22 protein-coding genes and 1 pseudogene are annotated in these 24,795 nt (G+C 43.2%); 7 read left to right on the top strand and 16 right to left on the bottom strand.

Features of this window, described 5'->3' with window-relative positions:
- Nucleotides 1-136: 136 nt before the first annotated feature.
- From EXN75_RS03600 to EXN75_RS03585, 4 genes are all read left to right on the top strand, one after another.
- Nucleotides 137-322, top strand: coding sequence for a hypothetical protein (locus EXN75_RS03600; RefSeq protein ID WP_134842803.1), 186 nt, complete (start codon nucleotides 137-139; stop codon nucleotides 320-322).
- Between the two features lie 120 nt (nucleotides 323-442).
- Nucleotides 443-1,081 carry an HU family DNA-binding protein gene (locus EXN75_RS03595; protein WP_134842802.1) on the top strand — a complete coding sequence of 213 codons (639 nt, stop codon included), beginning with the start codon at nucleotides 443-445 and terminating at the stop codon, nucleotides 1,079-1,081.
- Nucleotides 1,082-1,184: 103 nt separating this feature from the next.
- Nucleotides 1,185-1,523, top strand: a complete 339-nt coding sequence (locus EXN75_RS03590) for a nucleotidyltransferase domain-containing protein (protein WP_134842801.1) — start codon at nucleotides 1,185-1,187, stop codon at nucleotides 1,521-1,523.
- A 36-nt stretch (nucleotides 1,524-1,559) separates the two neighbouring features.
- Complete coding sequence (locus tag EXN75_RS03585) at nucleotides 1,560-2,024, top strand: hypothetical protein (RefSeq protein WP_134842800.1); 465 nt, start codon at nucleotides 1,560-1,562, stop codon at nucleotides 2,022-2,024.
- A gap of 244 nt (nucleotides 2,025-2,268) precedes the next feature.
- On the opposite strand, the gene EXN75_RS17580 is transcribed toward EXN75_RS03585, so the two are convergent.
- From EXN75_RS17580 to EXN75_RS03575, 3 genes are all read right to left on the bottom strand, one after another.
- Nucleotides 2,269-2,442: a hypothetical protein gene (locus EXN75_RS17580; protein WP_167639436.1), complete on the bottom strand. Its 174-nt coding sequence runs from the start codon at nucleotides 2,440-2,442 to the stop codon at nucleotides 2,269-2,271.
- Nucleotides 2,427-2,615 carry a hypothetical protein gene (locus EXN75_RS03580; RefSeq protein WP_118119126.1) on the bottom strand — a complete coding sequence of 63 codons (189 nt, stop codon included), beginning with the start codon at nucleotides 2,613-2,615 and terminating at the stop codon, nucleotides 2,427-2,429. Before EXN75_RS03580 ends, EXN75_RS17580 begins: the two co-directional genes overlap by 16 nt.
- Before the next feature lie 176 nt (nucleotides 2,616-2,791).
- The gene (locus EXN75_RS03575; protein ID WP_134842799.1) at nucleotides 2,792-3,076 is read right to left on the bottom strand and encodes a hypothetical protein; all 285 of its coding nucleotides are present in this window, start codon (nucleotides 3,074-3,076) and stop codon (nucleotides 2,792-2,794) included.
- Nucleotides 3,077-3,502: 426 nt separating this feature from the next.
- Here EXN75_RS03575 and EXN75_RS18600 point away from each other — a divergent pair.
- Nucleotides 3,503-4,379, top strand: a pseudogene (locus EXN75_RS18600) (Rpn family recombination-promoting nuclease/putative transposase).
- A 177-nt stretch (nucleotides 4,380-4,556) separates the two neighbouring features.
- Here EXN75_RS18600 and hemL read toward each other — a convergent pair.
- From hemL to EXN75_RS03515, 11 genes are all read right to left on the bottom strand, one after another.
- Nucleotides 4,557-5,831, bottom strand: coding sequence for a glutamate-1-semialdehyde 2,1-aminomutase (gene hemL / locus EXN75_RS03565; protein ID WP_134842798.1), 1,275 nt, complete (start codon nucleotides 5,829-5,831; stop codon nucleotides 4,557-4,559).
- Nucleotides 5,832-5,885: 54 nt separating this feature from the next.
- Complete coding sequence (gene hemB, locus EXN75_RS03560; protein ID WP_022110242.1) at nucleotides 5,886-6,881, bottom strand: porphobilinogen synthase; 996 nt, start codon at nucleotides 6,879-6,881, stop codon at nucleotides 5,886-5,888.
- 131 nt (nucleotides 6,882-7,012) lie between these two features.
- On the bottom strand, nucleotides 7,013-9,169 hold the full coding sequence (gene cobA / locus EXN75_RS03555) for a uroporphyrinogen-III C-methyltransferase (RefSeq protein ID WP_134842797.1): 2,157 nt from the start codon (nucleotides 9,167-9,169) through the stop codon (nucleotides 7,013-7,015).
- A gap of 74 nt (nucleotides 9,170-9,243) precedes the next feature.
- On the bottom strand, nucleotides 9,244-10,254 hold the full coding sequence (gene hemA, locus EXN75_RS03550; RefSeq protein WP_134842796.1) for a glutamyl-tRNA reductase: 1,011 nt from the start codon (nucleotides 10,252-10,254) through the stop codon (nucleotides 9,244-9,246).
- Entirely contained in the window at nucleotides 10,232-10,687 is a 456-nt protein-coding gene (locus tag EXN75_RS03545) for a precorrin-2 dehydrogenase/sirohydrochlorin ferrochelatase family protein (protein WP_134842795.1), read from the bottom strand. The genes hemA and EXN75_RS03545 overlap by 23 nt, the downstream gene beginning before the upstream one ends.
- A gap of 22 nt (nucleotides 10,688-10,709) precedes the next feature.
- Entirely contained in the window at nucleotides 10,710-13,283 is a 2,574-nt protein-coding gene (locus EXN75_RS03540; protein WP_134842794.1) for a sulfurtransferase TusA family protein, read from the bottom strand.
- Between the two features lie 55 nt (nucleotides 13,284-13,338).
- Nucleotides 13,339-13,737 (bottom strand): M67 family metallopeptidase, encoded by a 399-nt coding sequence (locus tag EXN75_RS03535; protein WP_134842793.1) that lies wholly within the window; start codon nucleotides 13,735-13,737, stop codon nucleotides 13,339-13,341.
- 47 nt (nucleotides 13,738-13,784) lie between these two features.
- The gene (locus tag EXN75_RS03530; protein WP_022110248.1) at nucleotides 13,785-14,594 is read right to left on the bottom strand and encodes a HesA/MoeB/ThiF family protein; all 810 of its coding nucleotides are present in this window, start codon (nucleotides 14,592-14,594) and stop codon (nucleotides 13,785-13,787) included.
- Nucleotides 14,595-14,838: 244 nt separating this feature from the next.
- A complete protein-coding gene (thiS, locus tag EXN75_RS03525) occupies nucleotides 14,839-15,051 on the bottom strand; it encodes a sulfur carrier protein ThiS (RefSeq protein ID WP_022110249.1) in 213 nt (70 codons plus the stop codon).
- Between the two features lie 274 nt (nucleotides 15,052-15,325).
- Nucleotides 15,326-18,904 (bottom strand): pyruvate:ferredoxin (flavodoxin) oxidoreductase, encoded by a 3,579-nt coding sequence (gene nifJ, locus EXN75_RS03520; protein WP_134842792.1) that lies wholly within the window; start codon nucleotides 18,902-18,904, stop codon nucleotides 15,326-15,328.
- Between the two features lie 106 nt (nucleotides 18,905-19,010).
- Complete coding sequence (locus tag EXN75_RS03515) at nucleotides 19,011-20,201, bottom strand: ATP-binding protein (RefSeq protein ID WP_134842791.1); 1,191 nt, start codon at nucleotides 20,199-20,201, stop codon at nucleotides 19,011-19,013.
- 177 nt (nucleotides 20,202-20,378) lie between these two features.
- Between EXN75_RS03515 and EXN75_RS03510 the strand changes: the two genes are divergently transcribed.
- Nucleotides 20,379-21,482: a hypothetical protein gene (locus tag EXN75_RS03510; RefSeq protein ID WP_134842790.1), complete on the top strand. Its 1,104-nt coding sequence runs from the start codon at nucleotides 20,379-20,381 to the stop codon at nucleotides 21,480-21,482.
- A gap of 34 nt (nucleotides 21,483-21,516) precedes the next feature.
- Nucleotides 21,517-23,184 carry a glycoside hydrolase family 43 protein gene (locus tag EXN75_RS03505; RefSeq protein WP_134842789.1) on the top strand — a complete coding sequence of 556 codons (1,668 nt, stop codon included), beginning with the start codon at nucleotides 21,517-21,519 and terminating at the stop codon, nucleotides 23,182-23,184.
- A gap of 185 nt (nucleotides 23,185-23,369) precedes the next feature.
- Here the strand turns inward: EXN75_RS03505 and EXN75_RS03500 are convergent, their stop codons facing one another.
- Complete coding sequence (locus EXN75_RS03500) at nucleotides 23,370-23,819, bottom strand: hypothetical protein (RefSeq protein ID WP_118117476.1); 450 nt, start codon at nucleotides 23,817-23,819, stop codon at nucleotides 23,370-23,372.
- Nucleotides 23,820-24,156: 337 nt separating this feature from the next.
- The gene (locus EXN75_RS03495; RefSeq protein ID WP_118117419.1) at nucleotides 24,157-24,795 is read right to left on the bottom strand and encodes an HD domain-containing protein; all 639 of its coding nucleotides are present in this window, start codon (nucleotides 24,793-24,795) and stop codon (nucleotides 24,157-24,159) included.

Genomic DNA, 24,795 nt, shown 5'->3' with positions numbered 1-24,795 from the left:
CTTTGTCTTTTTCTTTGTTTCAAGTTTACAATCGTTTTTCCTCCGTTTCAAGATTGCAATCCTTGAACTCGGAAATGCAATCTGACCACAAAGTTAGCATAATTCTTTGGGATAAGCAAGGAAAAATACCCTAAAAATGAAGAAAAACGACTGGAAAAGTGAAGATATTTGGGTAAACTATTGTTTTCTTCCTGATAATGTTGTATCTTTGCCTAATAGAAATCTTCGTTCAAAGACGTTGAATGTCGGTTCAACGACTCTGAACGGCGGTTCAACGACTTTGAATGTCGGTTCAACGTCTTTGAACGGAGATTTCTCTTAGGATGAGATACTTTTATTCCTAAGTAGGAAGATCCTGTTACTTAGTAGAGATCATATCTCTCAGAGATAGAAGGACCGATTAAGTGAGAAAACTAACAATCTAAATAAGAAAGGAAAAGAAATGGCAAAGTACAAATTGCAGGAAATGAGTGATATGCGTGATGAAGGCAAGCGCAGAGTTTATCCCAAGATGGTGCCCTATCGCACGCTTTCCAGAAAGGAATTCGTCGAACAGATGCAGAGTTATCATCGTGACCTTTCTCAGGGCACTATCGAAGCGGTTCTGACAGATGTGGAAGACGTGTTGGTCCGTATGCTCTCTATGGGTTATAATGTGAATCTCGAAGGCTTGGGCACCTTCTCCTTGTCCCTTGGTTTTGAGGATGACAAGCCTACGGAGATGCAGACAGATGACGACATGATGAAATATCGCAAGGTAGGGGTGAAGAACGTCAACTTCAATTCATCTCCTGAGTTAGTGAAGGCTGTAAAGATGGAGACCGACTGTGATTTGGAACGAGTGATGAGTGGTGTGAAGGTTATCCGCAAGCAACTCTATTCCAAGGAAGAGCGCATTGCCCGTGCCTTATCGGTATTGGAAAAGAACGCAGCTATCACTCTCGGTGATTATGCCTACATCAACGATATGAGCCGCACCGCCGCTTCCCTCGAATTGAAGGAGATAACCCAAGACCCGACATCACCTATCCGCTCGATTGGAAGAGGAAGCCACAAGGTTTGGGTGAAGCGCATGGAATGATGGTTAAGAAAATAACCAATATATGTAAGAAAAAAGCTTTGAGATTTTGAAGTTTCAATTCTTTTTCTTATCTTTGTCGCAGTTAAACTAAATGGATAGAGTTATGACGATATTGAAAAACGAACATCTTGAAGATGAGGTTTTAAATGCGATACGTTTGAAAGCGGAATCGATTATGCCGAAAGATGCCAAGGTCATTCTTTACGGGTCAAGGGCGCGAAGAGATGCGAAGGCAGATTCCGACTGGGACCTCCTTGTGCTTCTGAACAAGGATAAGATAGATGAGCAAGATCATGATGATTATACTTATCCGTTTTGGGAATTGGGTTGGAAAATCAATCAGATGATTCACCCAATTGTGTATTCGATGAAGGATTGGCAGTGCAAAAAGGGCAGTCCTTTTTATAATAATGTAGAAGAGGAAGGACTGCAGTTATGTTAATATTTTATTAAAAGCGCGTGTTAATAGTCTTATTTAGTGCATCAGGTATTGCAGGCAGTAAACTTCCGTTTTAAGGTGGCTGATGATAAGGGAGAGATGCATGAGGCTACGGAATGGTATCAGGTTCCGCTGGAAATCATCGACAGTATCATTCAGAAAATCATGAATGGCACTATCATCTACTTTGCCTACAATAAGGAACAGCAATGTCTGGAGCAGCGAATAGAGAAAAAGCCATCGCAGTTAAATCTGTCGGGCTTGAAGGTTTTGACGCTGATTATCGAGAAGGTATATTTCGAGGAAATTATATCTGGTGTGAAGACCGAGGAGTACCGTTCGCTGAAGCAGACTACGCTTAACAAATATACTTATATTGATGAGGCTGATGCAAGCGTTATCTCCGTCGTTTCGATGCGATTAGGTTTTATGTGGGTTATCATTCGGATAGGGATAGTGCCGTGGTTCTGGTATTGGACACCACCTATGAGGATGGCTTGGTAACTTATCATCTCGGAAAGGTATTGGAGGTGATAAGGGGAAAGGAAAATAAACAAAACAGTTGAAATCCAATAGTTTAAGGTCACAAATTGTGACCTTAAACGCTATTTCTATGTGTTCTAATATAGAGTGTTATACGAAGCTTTTGCCCTTGCAGGGCGCATTGCTGACTGCAAGTGTACCTGGGCGCTACCCTTGACTAGGAACTTTTGGGCTTTCAGCCCGTTTCTGAACCACCTGCAAAGTTCTATTTTATGTTCGACCTTTCAAGTATTGTGCGCATAGCACGATAGCGAGGATCTTTTTTGATGTCTCGCTTGGGACTAATATCATATTTGCGCTCTGTTACGTCTGCCATTTCTTGGAAACGACGAGCCTCTTCACCATAGAGTGTTGGTATTGCTTTTATTGGTTGAGCCATAATCCTTCCGATTTTAGTTCTTCTATAAATTCATCAAAATCAGTAGCCTTGCCTGCCCTTTCGTACTCCGCTTCAATGGCTTCAATCCTATCCGCGGCTTCTTCTTCATTAGCCGGATGCCAGCCAACTGGAATCGGCTGCTCTTCTGGCAATGTATATCTTTTCTTTTTCATGGGCTCTTTCCTTTATAGTTTTCTTTTGAATTGTCTAATCAGATATCTAGGACTTCTTCTCATATCCCATAAATCTACGAAAATGACGAGGTCGTTGGCTTCGTCGTAGCGATAGATAATCTTCCAATTCCCCTTGATAATTGCACTATGGTAAGGGCGGTGGTAAAGAGTTAATCTTATGCCAGCCATGGATATTGTGCAATTAGTTCTTTTTCAAATTCTTCTGCATCAATATATTGCCCATTCTCATACTCCGCCTCAATAGCTTCAATCCTTGTCATGGCTTCTTCTTCATTAGCCGGATGCCAGCCCACAGGAATCTTGTTCCGGTCAATATCTTCTTCTGCACATTCATCCTCGGGAAGTGTCATGGCGGCATTTCCGTGATAGGTTGGTGCAGGCTCTGCTGCGAAAGCTGCATCTTTCTGCTCTTCTGGCAATGTATAGCTTTTCTCTTTCATAAGCTTGCGTATTTTATCTACTGCAAATTTACGATTATTATCTGAATCATGCAAGGAAAATGGGAGAAAACTGTGAAAAACAATATATTTTTTAAGCTTTTGCCCTTACAGGGCGCATTGCTGACTGCGAGTGTACCCAGGTGCTGCCCTGGGTTACGAGCCTTTGGGCTTTCAGCCCGTTTCAACCATACAGTTAGAGCTCTTTCCTTTATATTTTTCTTTTGAATTGTCTGATCAGATATCTGGGGCTTCTTCTCATATTCCATAAATCAACGAAAATGACGAGGTGGTTTTCCTTGTTTTTACGCCGATATTCTCCATCATATTGATTTTTTTTGCTTTCAGATTTGCATTTTTCAAAAATTAATCGTACTTTTGCCCTCGAAGACGCAATAGTGCGTTAACAACATACATCATACAAATATTATGGCGAAATACATTAACCCATTTACCGACTGGGGCTTTAAGCGATTGTTCGGTCAGGAGTTCAGCAAGGATTTGCTGATAAGTTTCTTAAACGATTTGTTCGAGGGGGAATTTCAAGTCAGGGATGTCTCCTTCAAGGACAAAGAGCAGTTGGCTGATTCCAAGGATTTGCGAGGCTGTATATACGATGTCTATTGCGAGACAGATGAGGGCAAGCATTTCATTGTGGAGATGCAGAACAACTGGACGGTTAATTTCGTGAATCGTACGTTGTGTTATGCCAGCAAGGCTATTACCAATCAGCGTGAGAAAGAAAAGTCCAAGGACAAGCCTTCATTTTATGAGTTGGTTCCTGTATATGTGATCAGTTTTATGAATTTCTCTCCTCATGTCGGAGAAGAGATCAGTCAGTTCAAATCTGATGTGATGTTGAGAGAAAAATAGCGAAGAACCTTTCACAGACAAGCTTCGCTTCATCTATTTGAATCTTCCGTATTTCACGAAGAAGGCGGAGGAATGTGTAACAGATTTTGAAAAGTGGATTTACGTATTGAAGCATATGACAACATTAGAAAGAATTCCATTTGAAACGCAGAAGAAGATCTTCAAGCGTTTGGCAGAAGTGGCTGACAGCCGCTGCCTGAGCAAGGAGGAAATGGAAAAATATGAAGAGAGCCAGCGTCAGGTTGATAATTACAACCTGGGGATGTATAGTGCCTGGCTGGAAGGAAATGAGAAGGGGATAGAGCAAGGTGAACTTGCTAAAAGTCTTGATGTCGCAAAGAATCTTCTTGCATTAGGTATGTCAGTAAGTCAAATCATGCAAGTTACAGGCTTGACTAAAGAGCAAATAAGCAGTTTGCAGGCCAAGAAATAATATAAATTCGGATTTAGAATCCTCAAGAAATAAAACGGAGAAAAGTTTTTAAAAGCATCTTATAATCAAGGCTTTTGCTCTTTATTGGGCTTGGGGTGTTTCTGAAAATAAAAGTCACAATACCCGGCAGAGGGTGCTGAGTATTGTGACTTTACTTTCTTGTTATACAAATCTTTTCTATTCTATACTTTCTTCTATTGACTTCAATACATAGTCGAGAATCTCATCGGTGTGGCAGAGGGAGATGAAGTTGCCCTCAAACTGGGATGGACTTACGTAGATGCCACGGTCCAGCATATTGCGGAAATAACGTGCGAAACGTTCCTGATCACTCTTCTTGGTATCTTGGAAATTGCGGACAGGCTGGTCGTTGAAGAACATCGTGAACATCGTGCCCACGTGGTTCACCTGGATGCCCTTGCCTTCTACTATCTTCTCAAGACGGGAGAGGAAACGATTGCTGCGTTCTTCTAAGAGTTCATAAACGCCCGGTTCGCCCAACTGCTTCAAAGTTTCATAACCGGCTGCCATCGCCACAGGATTTCCACTCAAAGTACCTGCCTGATAAACTGGACCCTCTGGGGCTAATACGCTCATGATATCCGCTCTACCTCCGAAGGCTGCGGCAGGGAATCCGCCACCTACTATTTTACCAACTGTTGTCATATCCGGTGTGATTCCGAATCGCTTCTGTGCTCCGCCGTATGAAAGACGGAAACCGGTGATGACTTCATCGAATATCAGGATGGCTCCATGCTCTTGGGTTACCTTGCGGGTTGCTTCAATAAACTCATGGGTAGGAGGAACCACACCCATGTTGCAGGCTACAGGCTCAATGATGAGGGCTGCCACTTTGTCTCCGTTTCCTGCAAAGTATTTCTCTAAAGCCTCGGTATCATTATAAGGTAATACCACGGTATATTGAGTGAAACCAGCTGGAACTCCGGCAGACGAAGCATTGTTCAGCTTGGCTACTGCAGAACCGGCACTTACCAGAAGATGGTCGGCATGACCATGATAGCATCCTTCGAACTTCACGAGAATATCTCGTCCGGTAAAACCACGTGCCACACGGATGGCTGACATCGTTGCCTCGGTTCCGCTGTTGACGAAGCGAAGTCGCTCCATAGAAGGAAATGACTCTCTTACCTTCTCTGCCAAGGTGGTTTCTGCAAGAGTCGGGATTCCGAAACTGCTTCCGTGGAAGATGGCATCGGATGCAGCCTTGCTTACCTTATCATTATTATGCCCCAAGATGAATACGCCCCATGACATACAGAAGTCAATAAACTTGTTGTCATCAATATCGTAGATGTAGGGACCTTTGGCATCACGGACGAAGAGTGGGGTAGTTCCCACGCTCTTCAATGCTCTCACTGGCGAGTTGACTCCGCCAGGTATTATCTGTTTTGCCTCCTCAAAAGCGGCGGCAGATTTGATTCTTTCGTTCATATTTCAGTAATGTTTAGTGTTAAATGTTTTGTATTTACTGAATGGAAATTGCTTTTAACCTATTTTGATATTCCACTCTTCTGCCTTTTCGATGATTTCCTTGGCATAATAAGTGATAATGTATTGTGCGCCAGCTCGCTTGATGGCGATGAGGCTCTCGAATGCCACGCGGCTCTCGTCCAGATAACCGAGTTTGGCTGCAGCCTTGAGCATCGAGTATTCTCCGCTCACCTGATAAGCTACCATTGGGATGTTTGGGAACTTCTCTACACCTCTGGCAATCATGTCGAGATAAGGCATCGCTGGTTTTACCATCGTCCAGTCTGCCCCTTCCTCTATGTCTGCTGCAATCTCTTCAAGACCCTGATCGTGGGTGCGGAAGTCCATCTGATAACTCTTTCTGTCTCCAAAGCTTGGGGCAGAATCTGCTGCATCACGGAATGGACCATAGAAGGCTGAGGCGTATTTGGCAGAGTATGCGAGAACCTTACACTGTTTGTCGAGACCTCCTTCTTTAAGCCTCTTCTTGATGGCTTCCACCTGTCCGTCCATCATGGCTGATGGGGCTACGAAATCAGCGCCAGCCTTGGCATGAACATAAGCTTCTTCAGCAAGTAATGGGAGGGTGGAATCATTATCTACATCGTGATGATGCAGAAGACCGCAATGTCCGTGATTGGTATATTCGCAGAGGCAGACGTCGGTGAAGACGATGATGTCCTTGCCAAACTCTGCTTTGATGGCTTTCACGGCACGGGCAATGAGTGCATCATCGGCATAGGCAGCACTGCCTCGCTCATCTTTCTGTTCATCAGGAATCACTCCGAAAAGAAGAACCTTGTTGATGCCGAGGTTCTTGATTTCTTTGATATCCTTGAGAAGAGTATCTATACTGAAGCGATAGACGCCCGGCATGGTGGAAATCTCTTCCTTTTGGTTCTCTCCCTCTACTACGAAGTAAGGGTAGATGAAGTCTGCGGCACTCAATGAAACGTCGGCATACTTGTCGCGAGTAGCCTGGTCTTTTCTAAAATCTCTAAATCTTTTCATAATCTATGTCGGTTTTATTATAATGTTAAATTAAAAATGAGAAATATTAAAGAATGAGAAATGACAAGAAAATGAGAAATGACAAATGAAAAATGAGAAATTAGGCTGCGCCCTTCAAACACTTGAATTCTTCACTCTTCACTCTTCGTTCTTCTCTTTCTATTGTTCTTCGCTTCCAATACTTCTTCCAGATGTTTCTGAGTGATAGGACCACGGGTGATGAACTCAGTATTCTCTGGCAATTTACCATACAGTTCGATGAAGTTGTCGATAGTGGAAGGCGATGTGAAGACAATCCGCTTGAAGTGATTGAGATTCACAAGGCGAGGATGCTCCGGCATCACGTTTTTGTAAGCGACGAAGCTCTTTACGCTAAATCCTAATTCTTGCAATGCCAGAGGAATGTCTTCTGGTGACAATGAGGAATGAGGATAGATAATATCCTCGTATCGTGCATTGGCTTCATCGTATTTCTCTTTCTCTTTTTCAAACCACTTTATGATTCCGAAGCGATTGTCTTCCTCTACCTGTATCACATCTTTGATGCCTGCATTATGCAAAGCTTCAGTCGTGGTATCCCCAATGGAAATAAATATATAATTTTCTTGCTCCTCGAGTAATTCAGGTATGCATTCTATTGTTGATGATATGCTATGTTGACTTGTAAAGACTACATATTTCGGCTTCTTTTCATCATCGTCATCCCAAGCTAAACCTTTTCCTTTGTAATACTCGTAGTTTTCTTCATCATATAATGCATCTTTTAAACTGAAAATAGAACTATTATTGATTTCTATCAGCGGGGTATATGTGTAGTCGGCATTTCGTTTCTCTATATCAGGTAATGTGCCCGTATAGAGTGTTGGCTTGATGTCTGATGCCTGATGATGCTTCAGACCAGCCACGTTGCCGATAAGGGCGATGAGAGGAGTAGGGAGATCTTTTTTCTCTCCGTTTCTGAGTTCCCAAAGCGTAGTTTCAAAGGTCTGTTCGTCCTGACGGCTCACATTGTAGGTGAGGAGAACCGGGGTATTGAAAGCCCAACCCTCTTCGTCGATGAGTTGGGTAGCGATAGCCTGCAACTGTTTGGCACCCATGTAATACACCAAAGTTTCTGCATCAGGAGTGACTGGCTGGGGGGTATGTCCGCTTACCAATGCTACGCTGGAGGAAAATTCGCGATGGGTGAGACTGATCTTCTGAGATGCGGCAAGGGCCGAGGCTGTGGTAATGCCCGGAATGACATTCACATTGATGAGATTACTCTCTAAGAATTCGATTTCCTCGCTTCCATGAGCAAATATCATAGGATCTCCACCTTTCAGGCGAACTGCGTTCTTACCCTTTCTGGCTGCATCAAGCAGGAGACGATTGATCTCAGACTGCTCTTTATGATGATATCCGGCTCTCTTTCCTACATATACTTTTTCTGCTTTTTTATCATTGAGATAAGTCTCGTCTATCAAGTCATCATAAAAGATGATGTCGGCGGCTTCAATGGCTTTTGCTGCCTTAATGGTTAACAGCTCTGGGTCACCAGGACCGAAACCTACCAAGGATACGGTGCCTTGCGAATTCAAGAGATTCTTATGGGAAGAACGAAGAGTGAGAAGCGAAGAATTTTCTTGCTCAGAAGCAGAAGAACCTTCTGTATTTTGATTCTTCATTCTTTGTGCTTCACTCTTCACTTTCTTTGCTGTGATGGCAAGGAAACCTTGAAGAGGATGGGTTTGGAAAGGGAGTACTTCGGCGATTTCATCCTCCATTCCCAATCGCTTTAATGCACAAGTAGCTACGATGGCGGCATCATATTTTCCGTCTTTTACCTGTTGTACTCTATCTTCAATGCAACCGCGTATCCCTTTGATAGTCAGGTCAGGACGTAATTCGTTTAAACCTTTCTTGCGAAGTGGACTACTGGTTCCAATGATACTTCCGGCAGGGAGTTCTGCCAGTTTCTTGTGGTCTCTGCTAACGAGTGAATCGGTCGTATCGAAAGCAGGAAATAAGGCGATGACCTCCATGTCCTCAGGCAGAGGATAAGGCAAGTCTTTCGCTGAATGAATGGCGATGTCTGCATCTCCTTGGCGGATGGCATCGTCAAGCTCTCTCGTGAAAATATCAGCAGGAGCTTCACCGTTTAATAGTGAAATCTGCTGGTTCTTGTCGCCGTAAGATTCCAAATATTTAATCTCGTAGGCGAGTTCCGGGAAGTTCTTGAACACTTCCTCTACTTGCAGTCGGGAGAGTCGGCTGCCTCTTGCAATGACTCTAATCTTTTTATTCATCTTTAAAAATGTCGGTTATGTTTATGAATAAAATGAAAAGGAAGTAAAGATGTTTGAGATGATGACAACTGACTTTAAGCAATTGAATTGGCTTTCCCTTCGGCCGCCGAACGTTGTTTCTTCACTCTTCGTTCTTCATTCTTCACTTCTAAAAATTTCTTTCTTCTTTCTAAAGCCTCCTGCATCTCCTGAATTTCTTCTTCGATGATAGCTTCGGCTTTATCTACTTCAGCTCCTCTCACTTCGATGTTCTCACGTACTTTTCTTTCTACGTCTCTGATATTGTAGAGCAGAACGTTTGGGAGTTCACTAAGGCGTGAATCGATATCACGAGGGAATGCGAGATCGATAGCGAGCAGAGATTTCTGCTCTGGGATGTCTTCCTTGCGGATGATGAGATGTGGGGCTGAGGTAGCGCTTATGAGGATATCTGTCTTTGACAGGAACTCCTGCTTCTCATCCAATGTATATACCTTGATGCCGAGTGGATCAGCAAGGTAATGTGCCTTAATCTGGCTGCGGTTGGCGAGGAACACCATCTTAGCTCCTTTATTCTGGAGGAACTTCAGAATGTCGGCGGTCAGTTTGTTGACTCCGATGATGGTGATTCGGGCATCCTTTAGATCAATATTGCCATCCTCAATAATCTCCAAGGCTGCAAGACTGTGCGATACGGCACCATGGGAAATCTCGGTTTCGTTGCGCACCCGCTTGCCTACCTGCAATGCACTTTGAAAAAGTCGATGGAGTTCGGCTGTCAATGGGCGCTGGTCCTTGGCTGTATAATAAGCTTCTTTCACTTGTCCCTGAACAGCTCTTTCTCCAATGATGGCAGATTCCAATCCTGCTACCACACGGAAGAGATGGCGCGCTACCTCATCCGGGACTTCGCCTTCACCATAGTATATTTCGCTGCGGTTGCACGTTTTCAGGAAGATATAAGGAATGGGGGAATGATTGTTGATATGACTTCCCTTTATTTCCAAGAGAGATTCTTGTAGAAAATCATCGAAGACTTTCTCCTGCTCCTTGATGTTGGTTCCTTCAGCGAACTGGTTTTGGTCAATCGATTTGTAATGTACCATTTTCTATCAATTCTTTTATTCTGTTTCTTACTCGGATGCTTCTTTTTACATCCCTGGAGTCACTTCCAACGGCAATGGTGAGGTTGTCATTGCGATAGATGGCTGGGGATATGAAATCACATTGAGCCGGGTCATCGCAAACGCTGGTCAGAATATGCCGTTCTGCTGCAAGTTCTTTGATATGGTGGTTCAACTCATGATCTCCTGTACATACAAAGAGGAGTTGTACTCCATCCAGATCTGCAGCTTCGAAAGTTTTCTCTTTGATATGGAAGGGTAGTGCCTTCAGCTCTTCTGTAATCTCTGGGGCTACAATCGTTGCGTGAGTGGTGAAGCGGGCGAGTATCTGAGCCTTGTGGGTCGCTACCTTCCCTCCGCCAACGATGAGTATGTTGGCGGAGACGATTTTAATCGTTATAGGAAGATAGTCCATATTGACATAGATTAATGAATTTCTACTTTTTCCTAATCAATACTTTCCAGTAGTTCTCTATCTTTTCAGTAGAGAGTATGGTGTGGCCTTCGCCTTTCACGCTGCCTGGAACGTTTTCGATAGGTGCGCCATCGTCGAGAAGAATCTCCAGTATCTGTCCACTCTGCATTGGTGTGAGAGCAATCTTTGTCTTTACAAAGTTCATTGGGCACATCACGCCTCGGAAGTCTTTCTTTACATCCGGGGATATGGCTGCTTCGCCCACAGATTCTTTTTCTTCATTCTCGCTTCCGTTTTTTTGTCCCACAGATTTCACAGATGACACAGATTTATCATTGGCATTCTTGCTTTCGGAAACGCACACGGATTTCACGGATTTTTCTTTCTGATTGTCCTTTTCCTTGGAATCTTTTGCATCCGTCTGAGAACTATCGCTTGACAATTTAAACTGCAATGAATCATCCATGTTCTGATAGAGGTCATTGAGCAGCTGTGCGAGTTCATCAATCAATGGCTTCTCTGCTATCAATGAATTGTTGTTTCTTGCCTTTTCTGTCAATACTTTGAACTTCTGAGGGATGATGCCAGCAGCGATGAATTCCTTCTCAAATCCCTGATATACATCCTCGTCGGTGCGTGGATCCAAACCACGGGTAACGAGCAGCATTCGGTTCTCCGAGAACACGATGTCGTGGAGGAGTTTCTCTATCTTCTTTGCGTCCTCTTCGTTTACAATATCCGTGAGATTCGTGAGATCTGTGTGCGACTTATCATTGCCCAATATCTTGTCTATCTCTCCGAGTTTCTCCCTGATGGTATCCTGGTCGATCTCGATGATATCAAACAGACCGGCTGAGCATTCTGCTTTACCATATTTGATGAGAGAGAACTTTTCGTCGTCGCCGAAATCATAAAAGGTATCTGGTTCTTCTGTAAACGGAGCTATCTCCTTGTACTTGGCTATCAATTCCTTGATAAAACCTGCACCACGCTTTGCTACATAATCGTAGTAGTCAGCATAGTTGGCTTGCTCCTGGATGACATCTCTCAGATAATCTTCTACAAAGGCAGGAATCTTCTTGGCTGCGATATAACCCTGTTGGAGGTCAATCTCATGTTTGCCCTTGACTGGCAACCAAACCGTATAGGCTGGGTATGGATCATCTCCGACACGTCCCACACGTCCACTGAATCCCAAGTCGCCCCATGTGGCCAATGCACATATATTGGTACATCCGTTCATTCGGAGTTCGAAGTCAGGGATGGTATCCAGATTCAAATCACTGTTGAGGAGTTGCTTGGCAATTGCATCAATCGCACCCTTAGGTAAACAGATGCCAAGTCGGCAGGTGTCTGCACCAGTACAGCAGGTGAGGTTTGTGACAACTACAGGATAATCTACCTGATATACGCCTAATTTCTTGAAGAAGGAATAGATATCTGGAAGATATTCTTCTGGGATATTTCTCACCTGGATTTGTTCCTTCTTGGTGAAGCGGATCACATCGTTGCCATAATTTCCAAGATATTCAGCCACTTCTGCAAAGAAATCGGTGGAATTATTGCCGTGTCGAAGCGGAATGTAAGCATACCACAGATTCTCTTTCAGACCTTCCGCATTCGTTTGCTTGTGAGCATAGCGGTGCTTCCAGATTTTGAAAGCATCACTATCAAAGTAAGTACTTGCATTATTACCTTCTTTCTCTCCTAATGGTGAAAAGGATGGTTTGTGATGTTCCAGAGGAAGTGCTGGAGCTACAAAATCGATGGACGGATCTTTCTTGAGTGCCTCAAACTCTTCCAGATACAAGCGTTTGGCTTCTTCTGTGCCGTATTTGTAGAATACGTATCTCATACGGGCCTTGTGGCGGTTGCGCCGGTTGCCATATTTGTGGAACCAGTTTTTCAGTGCTTTAGCAGCACGGTAAAGGTCCTTTTCTGGAAGAAAGTCAAATACTTCCCAACCCGTATGGGCATTGCTTGCAGCGCTACCAGCTATCAGTACTCTGAATCCTCTCTTGCCATCCTTGATTCGTGCTTGTAATCCCAAGTCTGCAATATAAGAGTAGTTGGCGGTATCTACACTGGTGTCTATAGCCACCTTATATTTTCGAGGCATCGTAAACGAATCCTTTTCTGCAATGAGGCGGGATGTTAATTCCTCTACATAAGGATATACATCGAATTCCTCTTCGGCAGTCAGGCCGCTTCGGTCGTCCACCATCATATTGCGAACCGTATTTCCTCCACCACCTGCGCTGGATATACCTATTTTCTCTAATTTTCTCAGCGCAGGAACTGCATCCTCTATATCAACATTGTGTATTTGGATTTCCTGTCGGGTGGTTACGTGGAGATGAGAGGTGGATAGCTGATGACCCACGAAAGCTATCTTGGCGAGTTGTTCGGGAGTGACCAATCCACCTGCACAACGAAGTCGTAACATATAATGTTGATTTTTGCGCTGTTCGTAGATTCCCATAGGAACGCGATTGGATTTCAATTGTCCTGCCTGTATCTCGCCAGCCTTAAACTGATCGATGAGCGACTGGGTATAATCCAGGTCCCCCTTTAATGTAGAAGGTATTCTATACATGTTTTTGTATCGTTTATTGTGGGTGAACTTTAATCTTCACTTTTTGTGGTGAATTTTAATCTTCACTATAATGTTCTTCTTTATCCACCACTTTTCCATTCAGAACCTTGAATGAATTGAGATGAACTTTACCATTTTGCAGTGAAAGAATGGCATAACGGATATTGGGATCGTTGGCCAATCTTAAATCCTCTTCTGAAGGACGGGAAGGTGATGCAGGATGACTGTGCCAGTTGGCAAGAATCTTAAGTCCCTTGCTTCGTGCATATTTCAATGCGGCAAACTGGTCTTTGGGTGAAAAGGAAAAATGCTCTTCACTGTGGTCAATATTCTCCATCCAATAGCTCTCTGTCACATGATCATCTTTGCCTAAAAGTAATCCGCAACTTTCTATTGGGGCATCCTTCTTCGCCTGCTCTAAAATAACTTTGATTACGTTGTCGTTAATTTTCATAAGCAATAGCGAGTCTTTATCTATTTACACTTTACACTAATATATGATTAGTGCTTTTTTAAGTCACAGGCAGCCTGCTCGTAGTCAATGAGGTGGTCGATGGTTGGATGATCACCACAAATTTCACATGAAGCACGCTTCTTCACATTGATGGTACGGAAGTTCATCGTCTTGGCATCGAATGTGAGCAGTCTGTCTGTCAGAAGATCGCCTACGCCCAGGAAATATTTCAATGCTTCTGCAGCCTGAATGGTTCCTAACATACCGGCAATGGCTCCTAAAACTCCTGCCTGACTACAGGTCGGAACGACACCTGCTGGAGGTGGCTCCTTGAAGAAACAACGATAACATGCTGTTCCTGGCAGATGTGTAAAGGTCTGACCCTGGAAGCGGAGAATACCGCCATGAGAAAAGGCTTTGCCTAATCGAACACAGGCATCATTGATGAGGAATTTTGCTGGGAAATTGTCTGTTCCATCAATGATGAAATCCCAAGGCTGGATGATTTCCTCTGCATTGTGGGAATCAAGGAAATCATGATAGGTAGTTACCTCTACGTCCGGATTGATGGCAATCATCTTCTCCTTGGCACTTTCCACCTTAGGTCTTCCCAAATCTTTGGTCTGATGAATGACCTGTCGTTGCAGGTTGCTCAGATCAACAACGTCTGCATCAACGATACCGATATGTCCCACTCCGGCTGCTGCCAGATAAAGAGATACTGGTGAGCCTAAACCTCCTGCACCGATAATTAGGACTTTGGCATTGAGGAGCTTTTCCTGTCCTTCAAGGCCTACATCCTGAAGCAGGATATGTCGGCTATATCTCTCAATTTGTTCTTCACTTAATTCTATCATCTTACACTGTTTTTCTTTTACGGATGAATACTATCACTTATTAAATACGTTAACGATACAGAATACGTACATTAACGACAACGTAATCTAATATATTAAACTATTTAATAAGCTTTTTATTGTACAGAATTTCTGTCTTACTTCTTAAAAAATGCTACTTTTAATAGTTTTTTCTCTTTAAGAATTTTTTCTTGCTATTTTGTATACAGTTGATTCCTGCTTGACGACAGAGATTCTATTGAATTTAGCAAGCGCCTCCTCCCATGAAATATAGGAAATCTACACGGTCACCTTCTTTCAGTTGTATTTTCTCGTAGTCTTCTCTTTCTACGAAATCTTCGTTTACCTGAATGGTTACCATTTCTGGCTGGAACACTTTATTGATTTTTATCAGTTCTGCCAATGTGAGAGGAAGTGTTACTTCCTGCTTTTCGTCGTTTACAATAATCTGTGCCATAATCTTATTTTTTATTTGTTATTTTCTGGGTGCAAAGTTACTGCGATTTTGCGACCTATACCATACCACCCCGGGGGTATTTTGGGTCACATTATGATAGTATGGTATATACCACAAATGGGGTAGAAGGATACTATATAAGTATAAATAAGACTACAAAGCTGCAGATATGCGCTTAAAGTAAGCCAAAAATAGGTATAAGTAATAGTAAAAAAAAAGTGGTACACCCTCTTTGGGATGTACCACCTTATATAGATATTTACTGAAAATCAGATTAGATCTGCTCGCTCCAGTCCTCCTGGCTCTTACGAACGTAAGTCTGGTAGCGGAGCTTAGCCATCTTCTCTGCCTGAGAGAAGAGCTCATCAGCCTCCTTAGGGAATGCTTTCTGGACAGAGAGGTAACGAACCTCACCGAGCAAGAAGTCGCGGAAGTTCTCCCAGTTAGGAGCCTTAGAGTCGAGTGTGAATGGGTTCTTACCCTCATCAGCCAAGAGTGGGTTGTAACGCCACAAGTGCCAGTAACCGCACTCAACGGCCAACTCTTCCTCGTGCTGTGAACGACCCATACCGCCCTTACGCTTCAAACCGTGGTTGATACATGGTGCGTAAGCGATGATGAGTGATGGACCTGGATAAGCCTCAGCCTCGCGGATTGCCTTCAATGTCTGAGCATTGTCAGCACCCATAGCTACCTGAGCTACGTAGATGTAACCGTATGTAGTCTGCATCAAACCGAGATCCTTCTTACGGATACGCTTACCCTGAGCAGCGAACTGTGCGATAGCACCGAGTGGAGTAGACTTAGAAGACTGACCACCAGTGTTAGAGTAAACCTCAGTATCGAGTACCAAGATGTTAACATCCTCACCAGAAGCCAATACGTGGTCGAGACCACCGTAACCGATATCATAAGAAGCACCGTCACCACCGATGATCCACTGTGAACGCTTAACGAGGTAGTGATCCAAAGTCTTGAGCTCCTTGCAGATAGGGCAACCCTTCTCAGCGCCGGCAGCGATGAGAGGCTTCAACTCTGCAGCAGCCTCCTTAGAACCCTCTGAATCGTTCATGTTAGCCATCCACTTGTCAGCAGCAGCTACGAACTCAGCAGGAACATGCTCCTGAGCCTTAGCCTCCTCGAGCAAGTGAGCGATACGCTCCTTCATCTTCTTGTTACCCATTACCATACCGAGACCGAACTCGCAGAAGTCCTCGAACAATGAGTTGTCGAATGCAGGACCCTGACCCTTAGCGTTCTTTGTATATGGAGTAGATGGGATAGAAGCTGAGTAGATAGAAGAACAACCAGTAGCGTTAGCAATCATCTGACGATCACCGAAGAGCTGAGAAATCAACTTAACGTATGGAGTCTCACCACAACCAGAGCAAGCACCAGAGAACTCGAACAATGGCTGAGCGAACTGAGAGTTCTTAGGGCTCTGCTTGATGTCAACGAGATCCTGCTTAGAAGCAACGTTGTGTACAAGGTACTCCCAGTTAGCTGCCTCCTTAACCATATCCTCTGCATCAACGTTGAATGGAACCATTGTCAACGCCTTCTCACCCTTCTTACCTGGGCAGACGTCAGCACAGTTACCACAACCCAGACAGTCGAGTACTGAAGTCTCGATGCGGAAGTGCATGCCAGCCAAAGCCTTAGGTGCCTTAACATCCTGAGTCTCGAGACCCTCGATGCCAGCGAGCTCCTCGTCGGTCAATACGAATGGACGGATAGCTGCGTGAGGACAAACGAATGAACACTTGTTACACTGGATACAGTTCTCAACGTTCCATACTGGTACGAATGCCTCAACACCACGCTTCTCGAATGCTGCAGTACCGTTCTGCCATGTACCGTCAACTGTGTTGTGCTTAACGAAGTCAGAAACCTTCAAGAGGTCACCTGCCTGGCCGTTGATAGGACGAACGAGCTCCTTAACGAATGCTGGAGCGTTATCCTCCTTAGCCTCATCGTCAGCGAGGTTAGCCCAAGCTGGATCTACTGTCAACTGCTTGTACTCACCACCACGGTCAACAGCGCCGAAGTTCTTGTCAACAACGTCCTGACCCTTCTTAGAGTAAGACTTAACGATGAATGCCTTCATCTGCTCTACAGCGAGATCCAAAGGAATAACCTCTGTGATACGGAAGAATGCAGACTGGAGGATGGTGTTGGTACGGTTACCGAGACCAATCTCCTGAGCAATCTTAGTTGCGTTGATATAGTAAACAGTGATGTTGTTCTTAGCGAAGTAACGCTTTACCTTGTTAGGGATGAAGTTAACCAACTCCTCACCATCGAAGATAGTGTTCAACAGGAAGAAACCGTTCTTACGCAAACCACGTGTTACATCGTACATGTGGAGATAAGCCTGTACGTGACAAGCTACGAAGTTAGGAGTATTTACCTGGTATGCGCTGTGGATAGGGCTGTCGCCGAAACGCAAGTGAGAGCAGGTGAAACCACCAGACTTCTTAGAGTCGTAAGAGAAGTATGCCTGGCAATACTTGTTAGTATTGTTACCGATAATCTGAACTGAGTTCTTGTTAGCACCAACAGTACCATCAGCACCCAAACCGTAGAACTTAGCCTCGAACAAGTCGTCACCACCCATTGGGATTTCCTCCTCTTCTGGGAGAGAAGTGAATGTAACATCATCAACGATACCTACAGTGAAGTGGTTCTTTGGCTGTGGCAACTCGAGGTTCTTGAATACAGCAACAATCTTAGCTGGAGTTGTATCAGAAGAACCGAGACCGTAGCGACCGCCAACGATCAATGGCTTGCGCTCGTCATCGTAGAGAGCTGACTTCACGTCGAGGTACAATGGCTCACCCTCTGCACCTGGCTCCTTAGTACGGTCGAGAACAGCGATACGCTTAACAGTAGCTGGGATAGTCTTCTTCAAGAAGTCAACAGAGAATGGACGGAAGAGGTGAACTGCAACCATACCAACCTTCTTGCCCTGCTTGTTCAAGTAGTCGATAGCCTCGCGAGCTGGCTCTGTAGCAGAACCCATCAAGATAATGATGTTCTCAGCATCCTTAGCACCATAGTAGTTGAAGAGGTGATACTCACGACCAGTAATCTTAGTCATCTCCTGGCAGTACTTCTCTACTACCTCAGGGATTGCATCGTAGTAAGTGTTGCAAGCCTCGCGGTGTGTGAAGAATGTCTCTGGGTTCTCAGCGGTACCGCGAGTAACAGGACGCTCAGGAGTCAAAGCACGGTTACGGAAGTCCTCGATGAACTCTTCCTTAACCAATGGACGGATGTCTTCCATATCCATCTCCTCGATCTTGTGGTACTCATGAGAAGTACGGAAACCATCGAAGAAGTTAATGAAAGGAACCTTTGTCTCCAATGTAGCCAAGTGAGGAACTGCAGAGAGGTCCATAACCTCCTGAACAGAACCAGAGCAGAACATAGCGAAGCCAGTCTGACGGCAAGCCATTACGTCCTGGTGGTCACCGAAGATACAAAGTGAGTGAGAAGCCAATGTACGAGCTGATACGTTGAACACGCAAGGGAGCAACTCACCAGCAATCTTGTACATGTTAGGAATCATCAACAACAAACCCTGAGAAGCAGTGTAAGTTGAAGTCAAGGCACCAGCCTGGAGAGAACCGTGAACTGCACCAGCAGCACCAGCCTCAGACTCCATTTCCTGGATAGAAACTCGCTGACCGAAAAGGTTCTTACGACCTTTGGCAGCCCATTCATCTACATGCTCCGCCATTGGTGATGATGGAGTAATAGGGTAGATTGCAGCAACCTCTGTAAACATATAGCTTACATGAGCGGCAGCTGTGTTACCATCACAAGTGATAAATTTTTTCTCTTTAGCCATTTTACTTTTAGATAAAATATTAAAAATGTTTTGTATTTAATTCGTTTTTTATCGAATGACTTTTGCAAGCCAACCGATGCGTTTTATAGTCTTTGTTGTATTTACCTTAGTACAGGAATCCCAATAACCACAGTGGAATCTTATTGTCCTTACCAACTTCCGTATTATAGCGGGCATAGATGGTGTCTGGATTAAATCTCACTTTGTTGGTGGCATGAGCATCACAGATACGGAACTTGGTCGTTCCATCTACCATATAGAAATGGTCTTTTCCGCCTTGGTGTACTTTGTGATCTTTCCACATGGAATTGACGAAGAATGTCTCCATGATTTCCTGCTCGTCTATTTGCAGCGGGAAGATGGCATACATCAGGTTGGTATTGTGAAGCATGACCTTGGATGGTTTCTTTGGGAAGAATTGACCATCAGGATAAATCATGTTGATGAGTCTTGCATCTGCCAGATACTTGATATAGTTCATCACCGTAGCTCGACTTGTCTCAATGCTTTCTGCCAGTTGACTGACGTTTGGAGCTTTTGCACCTTCTACTGCCAGTTGATAGAACAATCTTTTGATTTTGTTTAGATATTTAAGTTCTATTTGTTTGATGAGCAATATGTCAACCTCCGTCATCATATTCATAGTCTTGAGCAAGTTCTCCGTGAAGTTGCGTTGCTCCAAGAAGAATGGATAGAACCCATGATGCAAGTAGTCCTTGAAATACTTCATCGGACTAACTTTCGGTAAGATTTGTTTTACTATGTGCTCGTGATTACGTAATATTTCATCAAGAGAAAATGCAGGAAAGTTATTACCCGTCTGCAGATTGAGAAACTCTCTGAATGAGAAACCTCTGAGATTGTAGCTTTTAACAATTCCGTTGAGCTCGGGATTCTCCTCCTTGAGTCGCATCACGCTTGAACCGGTAAATATGATTCTCAGCTCTGGATACAAGTCGTAGCATTTTCTCAACTCCTTGCTCCAGTTTGGCTGTTTAAATACCTGGTCAATAAGTAATGTTCTTCCACCTTGGCGAACAAAGTCTCCAGCAAAATCAGCTATACCTCTTCCCTGGAAATAGAAGTTGTTCATATTCACAAAGAGACACTTGCGGTCAGTCGCTCCAAAATGTTCTTTTGCATATTGAAGGAGAAATGTTGTCTTACCAACGCCTCTTGTGCCCTTGATACCTATCATGCGGTCATTCCAGTCAATCTCGTCCATGAGAGATCGACGTACTGGCGCATTGATATGCTCTACCAGGTATGTATGTGTTCTGAAGAATGCTTCTTCCATGCGATTCTATTTGTTCGTTTTGTTTTATGATGCAAAGGTAATCAATATTTTCTAATTTGCAAACTCAAGATAGCAAAAACTAACTTTTTTTTCATTATTTAGCACTATTCTAAGTTAAAAACCCATTTTTGGGGCTTTTTTTTCTCAATTTAGAGTGCTTTTTATTAACTTTGCAGTATGAAACTACATATATTTAATCCAGAACATGATTTGGCGCTTGCTGTCAATCAACCGAATTATACGGCTCCTCATGCGGGGAGACAACTTCGTAATGATTTAGCTTTCATTCCTGCTCTTTGGGCGGATGAAGGAGATTTCGTCATGGTGGATTCCATTGATGATGCTTATGATAAGGTAAGGCATCTCGGCTATATATATAATAAGGTGGAATTTATCACGCCAAGACAGTTGGAAGGTGTCTTCAGGGATACGATGGAGATAGATAGTATTCATCCTTGGGGATGGGATAAGGCTATCGTTTCTCAATTGAGACATTTGGGGTGTCCGGATATCATGTTGCCTACTTCTGAAAATCTGGATAAAATCAGATGCGTAAGTAGTAGAGAATGGGCTGCTCGTCATCTCCAGGATCATGTGGATTTTGTTGCTGATGTGACAAAGCTGAAAGATGTGGTTTCAAGAAAAGGACAGGCAATTATTAAATCTCCTTGGAGTTCCAGTGGACGTGGTCTCAGATATGTGAACAGTTCTTTCTCTGGCGTAGCACAAAATTCCGGTATTACCAGACTCGACAATCTGGATGATATGGAGAAATGGGCTGCTAACGTGATTCGCCATCAAGGGGGTGTTACTGTGGAGCCTTATTATAATAAGGTGAAAGATTTTGGTATGGAATTTGAAATGGTTGATGGCGTGGTGAAATACTGTGGATTATCTCTGTTTCAGACCATCAAGGGGGCTTATGCGGGTAATATCCTTGCTTCAGAAGAAGAGAAAGAGGAAATTCTTGCTTCTTATGTTTCCTTAGATGAATTGGCTCAAATACGTCAGCATATCATTGAGACTCTCCAACCGGTTCTGAAATCTATCTATAGCGGACCTTTTGGTGTGGATATGATGATTTATGCGGATGATGAACGAAGATTGCAGATTAATCATTGTGTGGAATTGAATCTTCGTCGTACGATGGGACATGTTGCTTTGTCATTAGGACTATCCGAAAAAACGGCCGGACATATTATGCAGGTTGGTTTTGATGGTAACAGACATCGCTTACGGGTTTTACCTGGATTGCCTTCTGAATCTGCTCCTTATCATTAAAAGTACTATTATTTATATACAAACAACTTAAGACATGAAAACAAAATTAATCTATCTGCTGATAGCTTCAGCTTTGGTAGGTGGTAGTTCGACAGTTTTTGCTCAAAAGGCTCAATCGGCTTCCCCTTATGTTTCTCAGGTCTGGAATCCAGACTTAGGTAATGGCATGTATAAAAATCCTGTCATCAATGCGGATTATTCTGATCCGGATGTGGTTTGCGTTGGTGATGATTATTATATGACAGCCAGCAGTTTCAACTGTATCCCAGGCTTACCAATCCTGCATAGTAAAGACTTGGTGAATTGGGAAATCATCGGTCATGCTGTTACGAAACTTCAACCAGAGAGTGAGTTTGATCAGCCTTCTCATGGCAACGGTGTATGGGCTCCATGTATCAGTTATCATAATGGTGAGTTCTATATTTATTGGGGCGATCCTGACTATGGCGTGTTTATGGTCAAGACGAAGGATCCTGCCGGAAAATGGGACGATCCTGTATGCGTGATTCCTGGTAAGGGAATGATTGATACGTCTCCTCTTTGGGACGAAGATGGTAGAGTTTATCTCGTTAATGGTTGGGCTAATTCCCGCAATCGTTTTGCCTCTGTTATTACTGTTAGAGAATTGAATGCTGATGGTACCAAGGCTATCAGTGATCCTGTCATCGTTTTTGATGGAAATGGAACGGAGAACCGTACTTGCGAGGGACCTAAATTCTATAAGAGAAACGGCTGGTATTGGGTTATGTTCCCTGCTGGTGGCGTACCTACAGGTTTCCAGGTGGCTATGCGCTCTAAATCACCTTTCGGTCCTTATGAATCTAAGAAGGTTCTGGCACAGGGAAAGAGTCTGATTAACGGCCCTCATCAGGGTGGATGGGTTCATACCAAATATGGAGAGGATTGGTTTATTCATTTCCAGGATAAGGAAGCTTATGGACGTGTCGTCCATCTCCAACCTGTTACCTGGAAGGATAATTGGCCAGTGATTGGCAAGGTTCCGGCAAAAGGTTATTGTGGTGAACCTTATGAGACTTATAAGATGCCTAAAGCAAGTACTCATGTGAATGTGAATCCTGTTGAGAGTGATGAGTTTAATACTCCAAAACTTGGTTTGCAATGGCAGTGGCACGCTAATTACCAACAGCAGTTTGGTATGCCTACTTCCTGGGGAGTGTATCGTATTTATACCCATAAGAGTGATGAAACCATTTGGCATACTCCCAACCTCTTGCTCCAAAAAACTCCTGCTGATAATTTTACGGCTACTGCAAAATTACAACTGACAGCTAAAGATCAGAATCAGATGGGTGGTATCATCATGATGGGATTGGACTATTCTGCTTTGGTTGTCAAAAGAGTAGGGGATGAATTCCAGTTGCAGCAGATTACCTGTCATAAGGCTGACAAGAAGGGAACTGAAGATGTGAAGGTGCTTGCCACTTTTGCGCCGACTTCCGCTGATAAAATTGATTATCAGCCTGCCTTGCATCATTCTTCTTATCTCCGAATGGTTGTTAAGCAGGGAAAGGTTAATTTCTACATTAGTAAAGACGGAAAGTCCTTTAAGAAGGTAGGTGACGAATTTACAATGCGTGAAGGTAAATGGATTGGAGCTAAAGTCGGAATGGTTGCTCAAGAACCGGCTGGTAAGACCAATCGTGGTTGGATTGATGTAGATTGGTTTAGAATTACCAAATAATCTACTTATAACTGCAGAGCATTTTGAAATCTATATAAGAATATAGAATCTTTAGAAAAAGATAAAGGATGAGTGACTTCTCAGTTACTCATCCTTTTTTTGATTTCGCTAAATCAATTTTAGTTCTTATAAGTATGTACTTATTTAATTTATAAAATTATTATTTACTTTTTACTAACCCCTGATTATACTTCTTTGAGTAGGTCATCGAGGAAGGTATCTAAGTCATGATCTAAATCTTCCATCAGATCACCACCCACAATAATCGTATCATCATCTGCCAGATAGAGTTCTCCAAGATGCTCTTTGTCATCATCTTCGAGGACAAAACTGTATGGCTTGAGAATTCCCAAGTTATCAACGATAGCTGTGTTCTTTCTCAAGATGTTTCTCAAACACTTGGCAACTTCCTCATAGAAATTTTCGTCTTTGTTGTCTATCCATTGTTCAACAACGCAGCGAGTAATCTCCTGTTCGTCGTCATTGAATGCCAACAATTCTCCACTATCCTGAGAACATCTTACATGAATATCTGTAAGAACAGAAGTTTCATTGAGTTCTTGAGGTGGAAACTTTTGAGCTATCTTCTTGATGAATCGCTCAACTTGCTGAAGTGTTTGTTCTGTTAATTCCATGTCGTTTCTGTTAGCGTTATTGCCTGGCATGATATTGATGTTTGTACTTTTATGTACTTATAAAAAGAGAGGGGTCGCTCGATGATGTGATGAAACTCTGAACTTTCACAAGTTTGAGAGCTCTCCGTCTTTGTAATCCACTGGCTTTACAGCTTAGTCGCAAATGCGATTTATATGGCCCGCCATCAACAAGAGAAGTCTTCTCGGTTTCACGATTTAATATGAAGAGTAACCCGATCGAACCGATACGACCCCAAATATTTTTATTCATTTGTCATGTCTTACATTTGCAAAGGTAATGCTTTCTTATGAAATAACCAAATATTTTCTCATTTTTTTATTTGCATTCTTCAATTTCTTTCCAGATGCTTTCAAATGTTCTTCTTAATTCTTCTTTGTTTTCTATAATACCCCTCAGTTCCTTTAATGCTTTTTCATTGGGTGAGTTGGGTATCCAGAGTTTGATATACCCATTGTTGGAGTATTTTTCTTCCATGTGCTGAGAGAATCTGAGCCATTGTTCTTCTTTATCTTTCTCTGCGTAATTTTCTCTTCCATATTGAATAGCTCGCAGGAATATTTCATGAGCTTCGATATCTCTGTCTGCCTCTGCAACGATTTTCCCATAAATACTTCGGGGTTGTCTGCTGGAAGATGCTCGATGATCTTCTACAGCTTCTTTCATGATTTTGATTTGCTCTGGCTTGAACCAACGCTTCAATCTTTGATCACTCTGGAGTATCTTACCACTTGTGATATGGTGTATGGCTCTTGGTCCTTCCATTCCTAAATCATGATATGCTGCTATCACATATACCATGTTTATGTCTGCACCTGTCACTTCTGCCAACTTGATGGAGTTTTTGATTACTCTATTCACGTGGCGTAAGCCATGACTCGTTCCGAATGCATTGTAACGTGGAAGAATCTGTAGCTCGATGAATTCCATTATTTCAAGATTTACCTGTTGTTTCAT

The sequence above is a fragment of the Segatella hominis genome, from assembly GCF_004535825.1.
Classification (GTDB): Bacteria; Bacteroidota; Bacteroidia; order Bacteroidales; family Bacteroidaceae; genus Prevotella; species Prevotella hominis.
Note: the sequence above shows the minus strand (reverse complement) of the source record. Positions and strands in the feature narration are given on the sequence as shown.

Excerpts from the sequence above, each read along its gene's own strand:
- EXN75_RS03575 (WP_134842799.1), bottom strand. The coding sequence starts at position 3,076 with ATGAAAGAGAAAAGCTATACATTGCCAGAAGAGCAGAAAGATGCAGCT.
- EXN75_RS03495 (WP_118117419.1), bottom strand. The coding sequence starts at position 24,795 with ATGAAACAACAGGTAAATCTTGAAATAATGGAATTCATCGAGCTACAG.
- EXN75_RS03540 (WP_134842794.1), bottom strand. The coding sequence starts at position 13,283 with ATGTATAGAATACCTTCTACATTAAAGGGGGACCTGGATTATACCCAG.
- thiS (WP_022110249.1), bottom strand. The coding sequence starts at position 15,051 with ATGGCACAGATTATTGTAAACGACGAAAAGCAGGAAGTAACACTTCCT.
- EXN75_RS03510 (WP_134842790.1), top strand. The coding sequence starts at position 20,379 with ATGAAACTACATATATTTAATCCAGAACATGATTTGGCGCTTGCTGTC.
- EXN75_RS03500 (WP_118117476.1), bottom strand. The coding sequence starts at position 23,819 with ATGGAATTAACAGAACAAACACTTCAGCAAGTTGAGCGATTCATCAAG.
- hemB (WP_022110242.1), bottom strand. The coding sequence starts at position 6,881 with ATGAAAAGATTTAGAGATTTTAGAAAAGACCAGGCTACTCGCGACAAG.
- EXN75_RS03505 (WP_134842789.1), top strand. The coding sequence starts at position 21,517 with ATGAAAACAAAATTAATCTATCTGCTGATAGCTTCAGCTTTGGTAGGT.
- hemL (WP_134842798.1), bottom strand. The coding sequence starts at position 5,831 with ATGAACGAAAGAATCAAATCTGCCGCCGCTTTTGAGGAGGCAAAACAG.
- EXN75_RS17580 (WP_167639436.1), bottom strand. The coding sequence starts at position 2,442 with ATGGCTCAACCAATAAAAGCAATACCAACACTCTATGGTGAAGAGGCT.
- EXN75_RS03590 (WP_134842801.1), top strand. The coding sequence starts at position 1,185 with ATGACGATATTGAAAAACGAACATCTTGAAGATGAGGTTTTAAATGCG.
- EXN75_RS03515 (WP_134842791.1), bottom strand. The coding sequence starts at position 20,201 with ATGGAAGAAGCATTCTTCAGAACACATACATACCTGGTAGAGCATATC.
- EXN75_RS03580 (WP_118119126.1), bottom strand. The coding sequence starts at position 2,615 with ATGAAAAAGAAAAGATATACATTGCCAGAAGAGCAGCCGATTCCAGTT.
- hemA (WP_134842796.1), bottom strand. The coding sequence starts at position 10,254 with ATGGTACATTACAAATCGATTGACCAAAACCAGTTCGCTGAAGGAACC.
- nifJ (WP_134842792.1), bottom strand. The coding sequence starts at position 18,904 with ATGGCTAAAGAGAAAAAATTTATCACTTGTGATGGTAACACAGCTGCC.
- EXN75_RS03595 (WP_134842802.1), top strand. The coding sequence starts at position 443 with ATGGCAAAGTACAAATTGCAGGAAATGAGTGATATGCGTGATGAAGGC.
- EXN75_RS03600 (WP_134842803.1), top strand. The coding sequence starts at position 137 with ATGAAGAAAAACGACTGGAAAAGTGAAGATATTTGGGTAAACTATTGT.
- cobA (WP_134842797.1), bottom strand. The coding sequence starts at position 9,169 with ATGAATAAAAAGATTAGAGTCATTGCAAGAGGCAGCCGACTCTCCCGA.
- EXN75_RS03535 (WP_134842793.1), bottom strand. The coding sequence starts at position 13,737 with ATGAAAATTAACGACAACGTAATCAAAGTTATTTTAGAGCAGGCGAAG.
- EXN75_RS03530 (WP_022110248.1), bottom strand. The coding sequence starts at position 14,594 with ATGATAGAATTAAGTGAAGAACAAATTGAGAGATATAGCCGACATATC.
- EXN75_RS03545 (WP_134842795.1), bottom strand. The coding sequence starts at position 10,687 with ATGGACTATCTTCCTATAACGATTAAAATCGTCTCCGCCAACATACTC.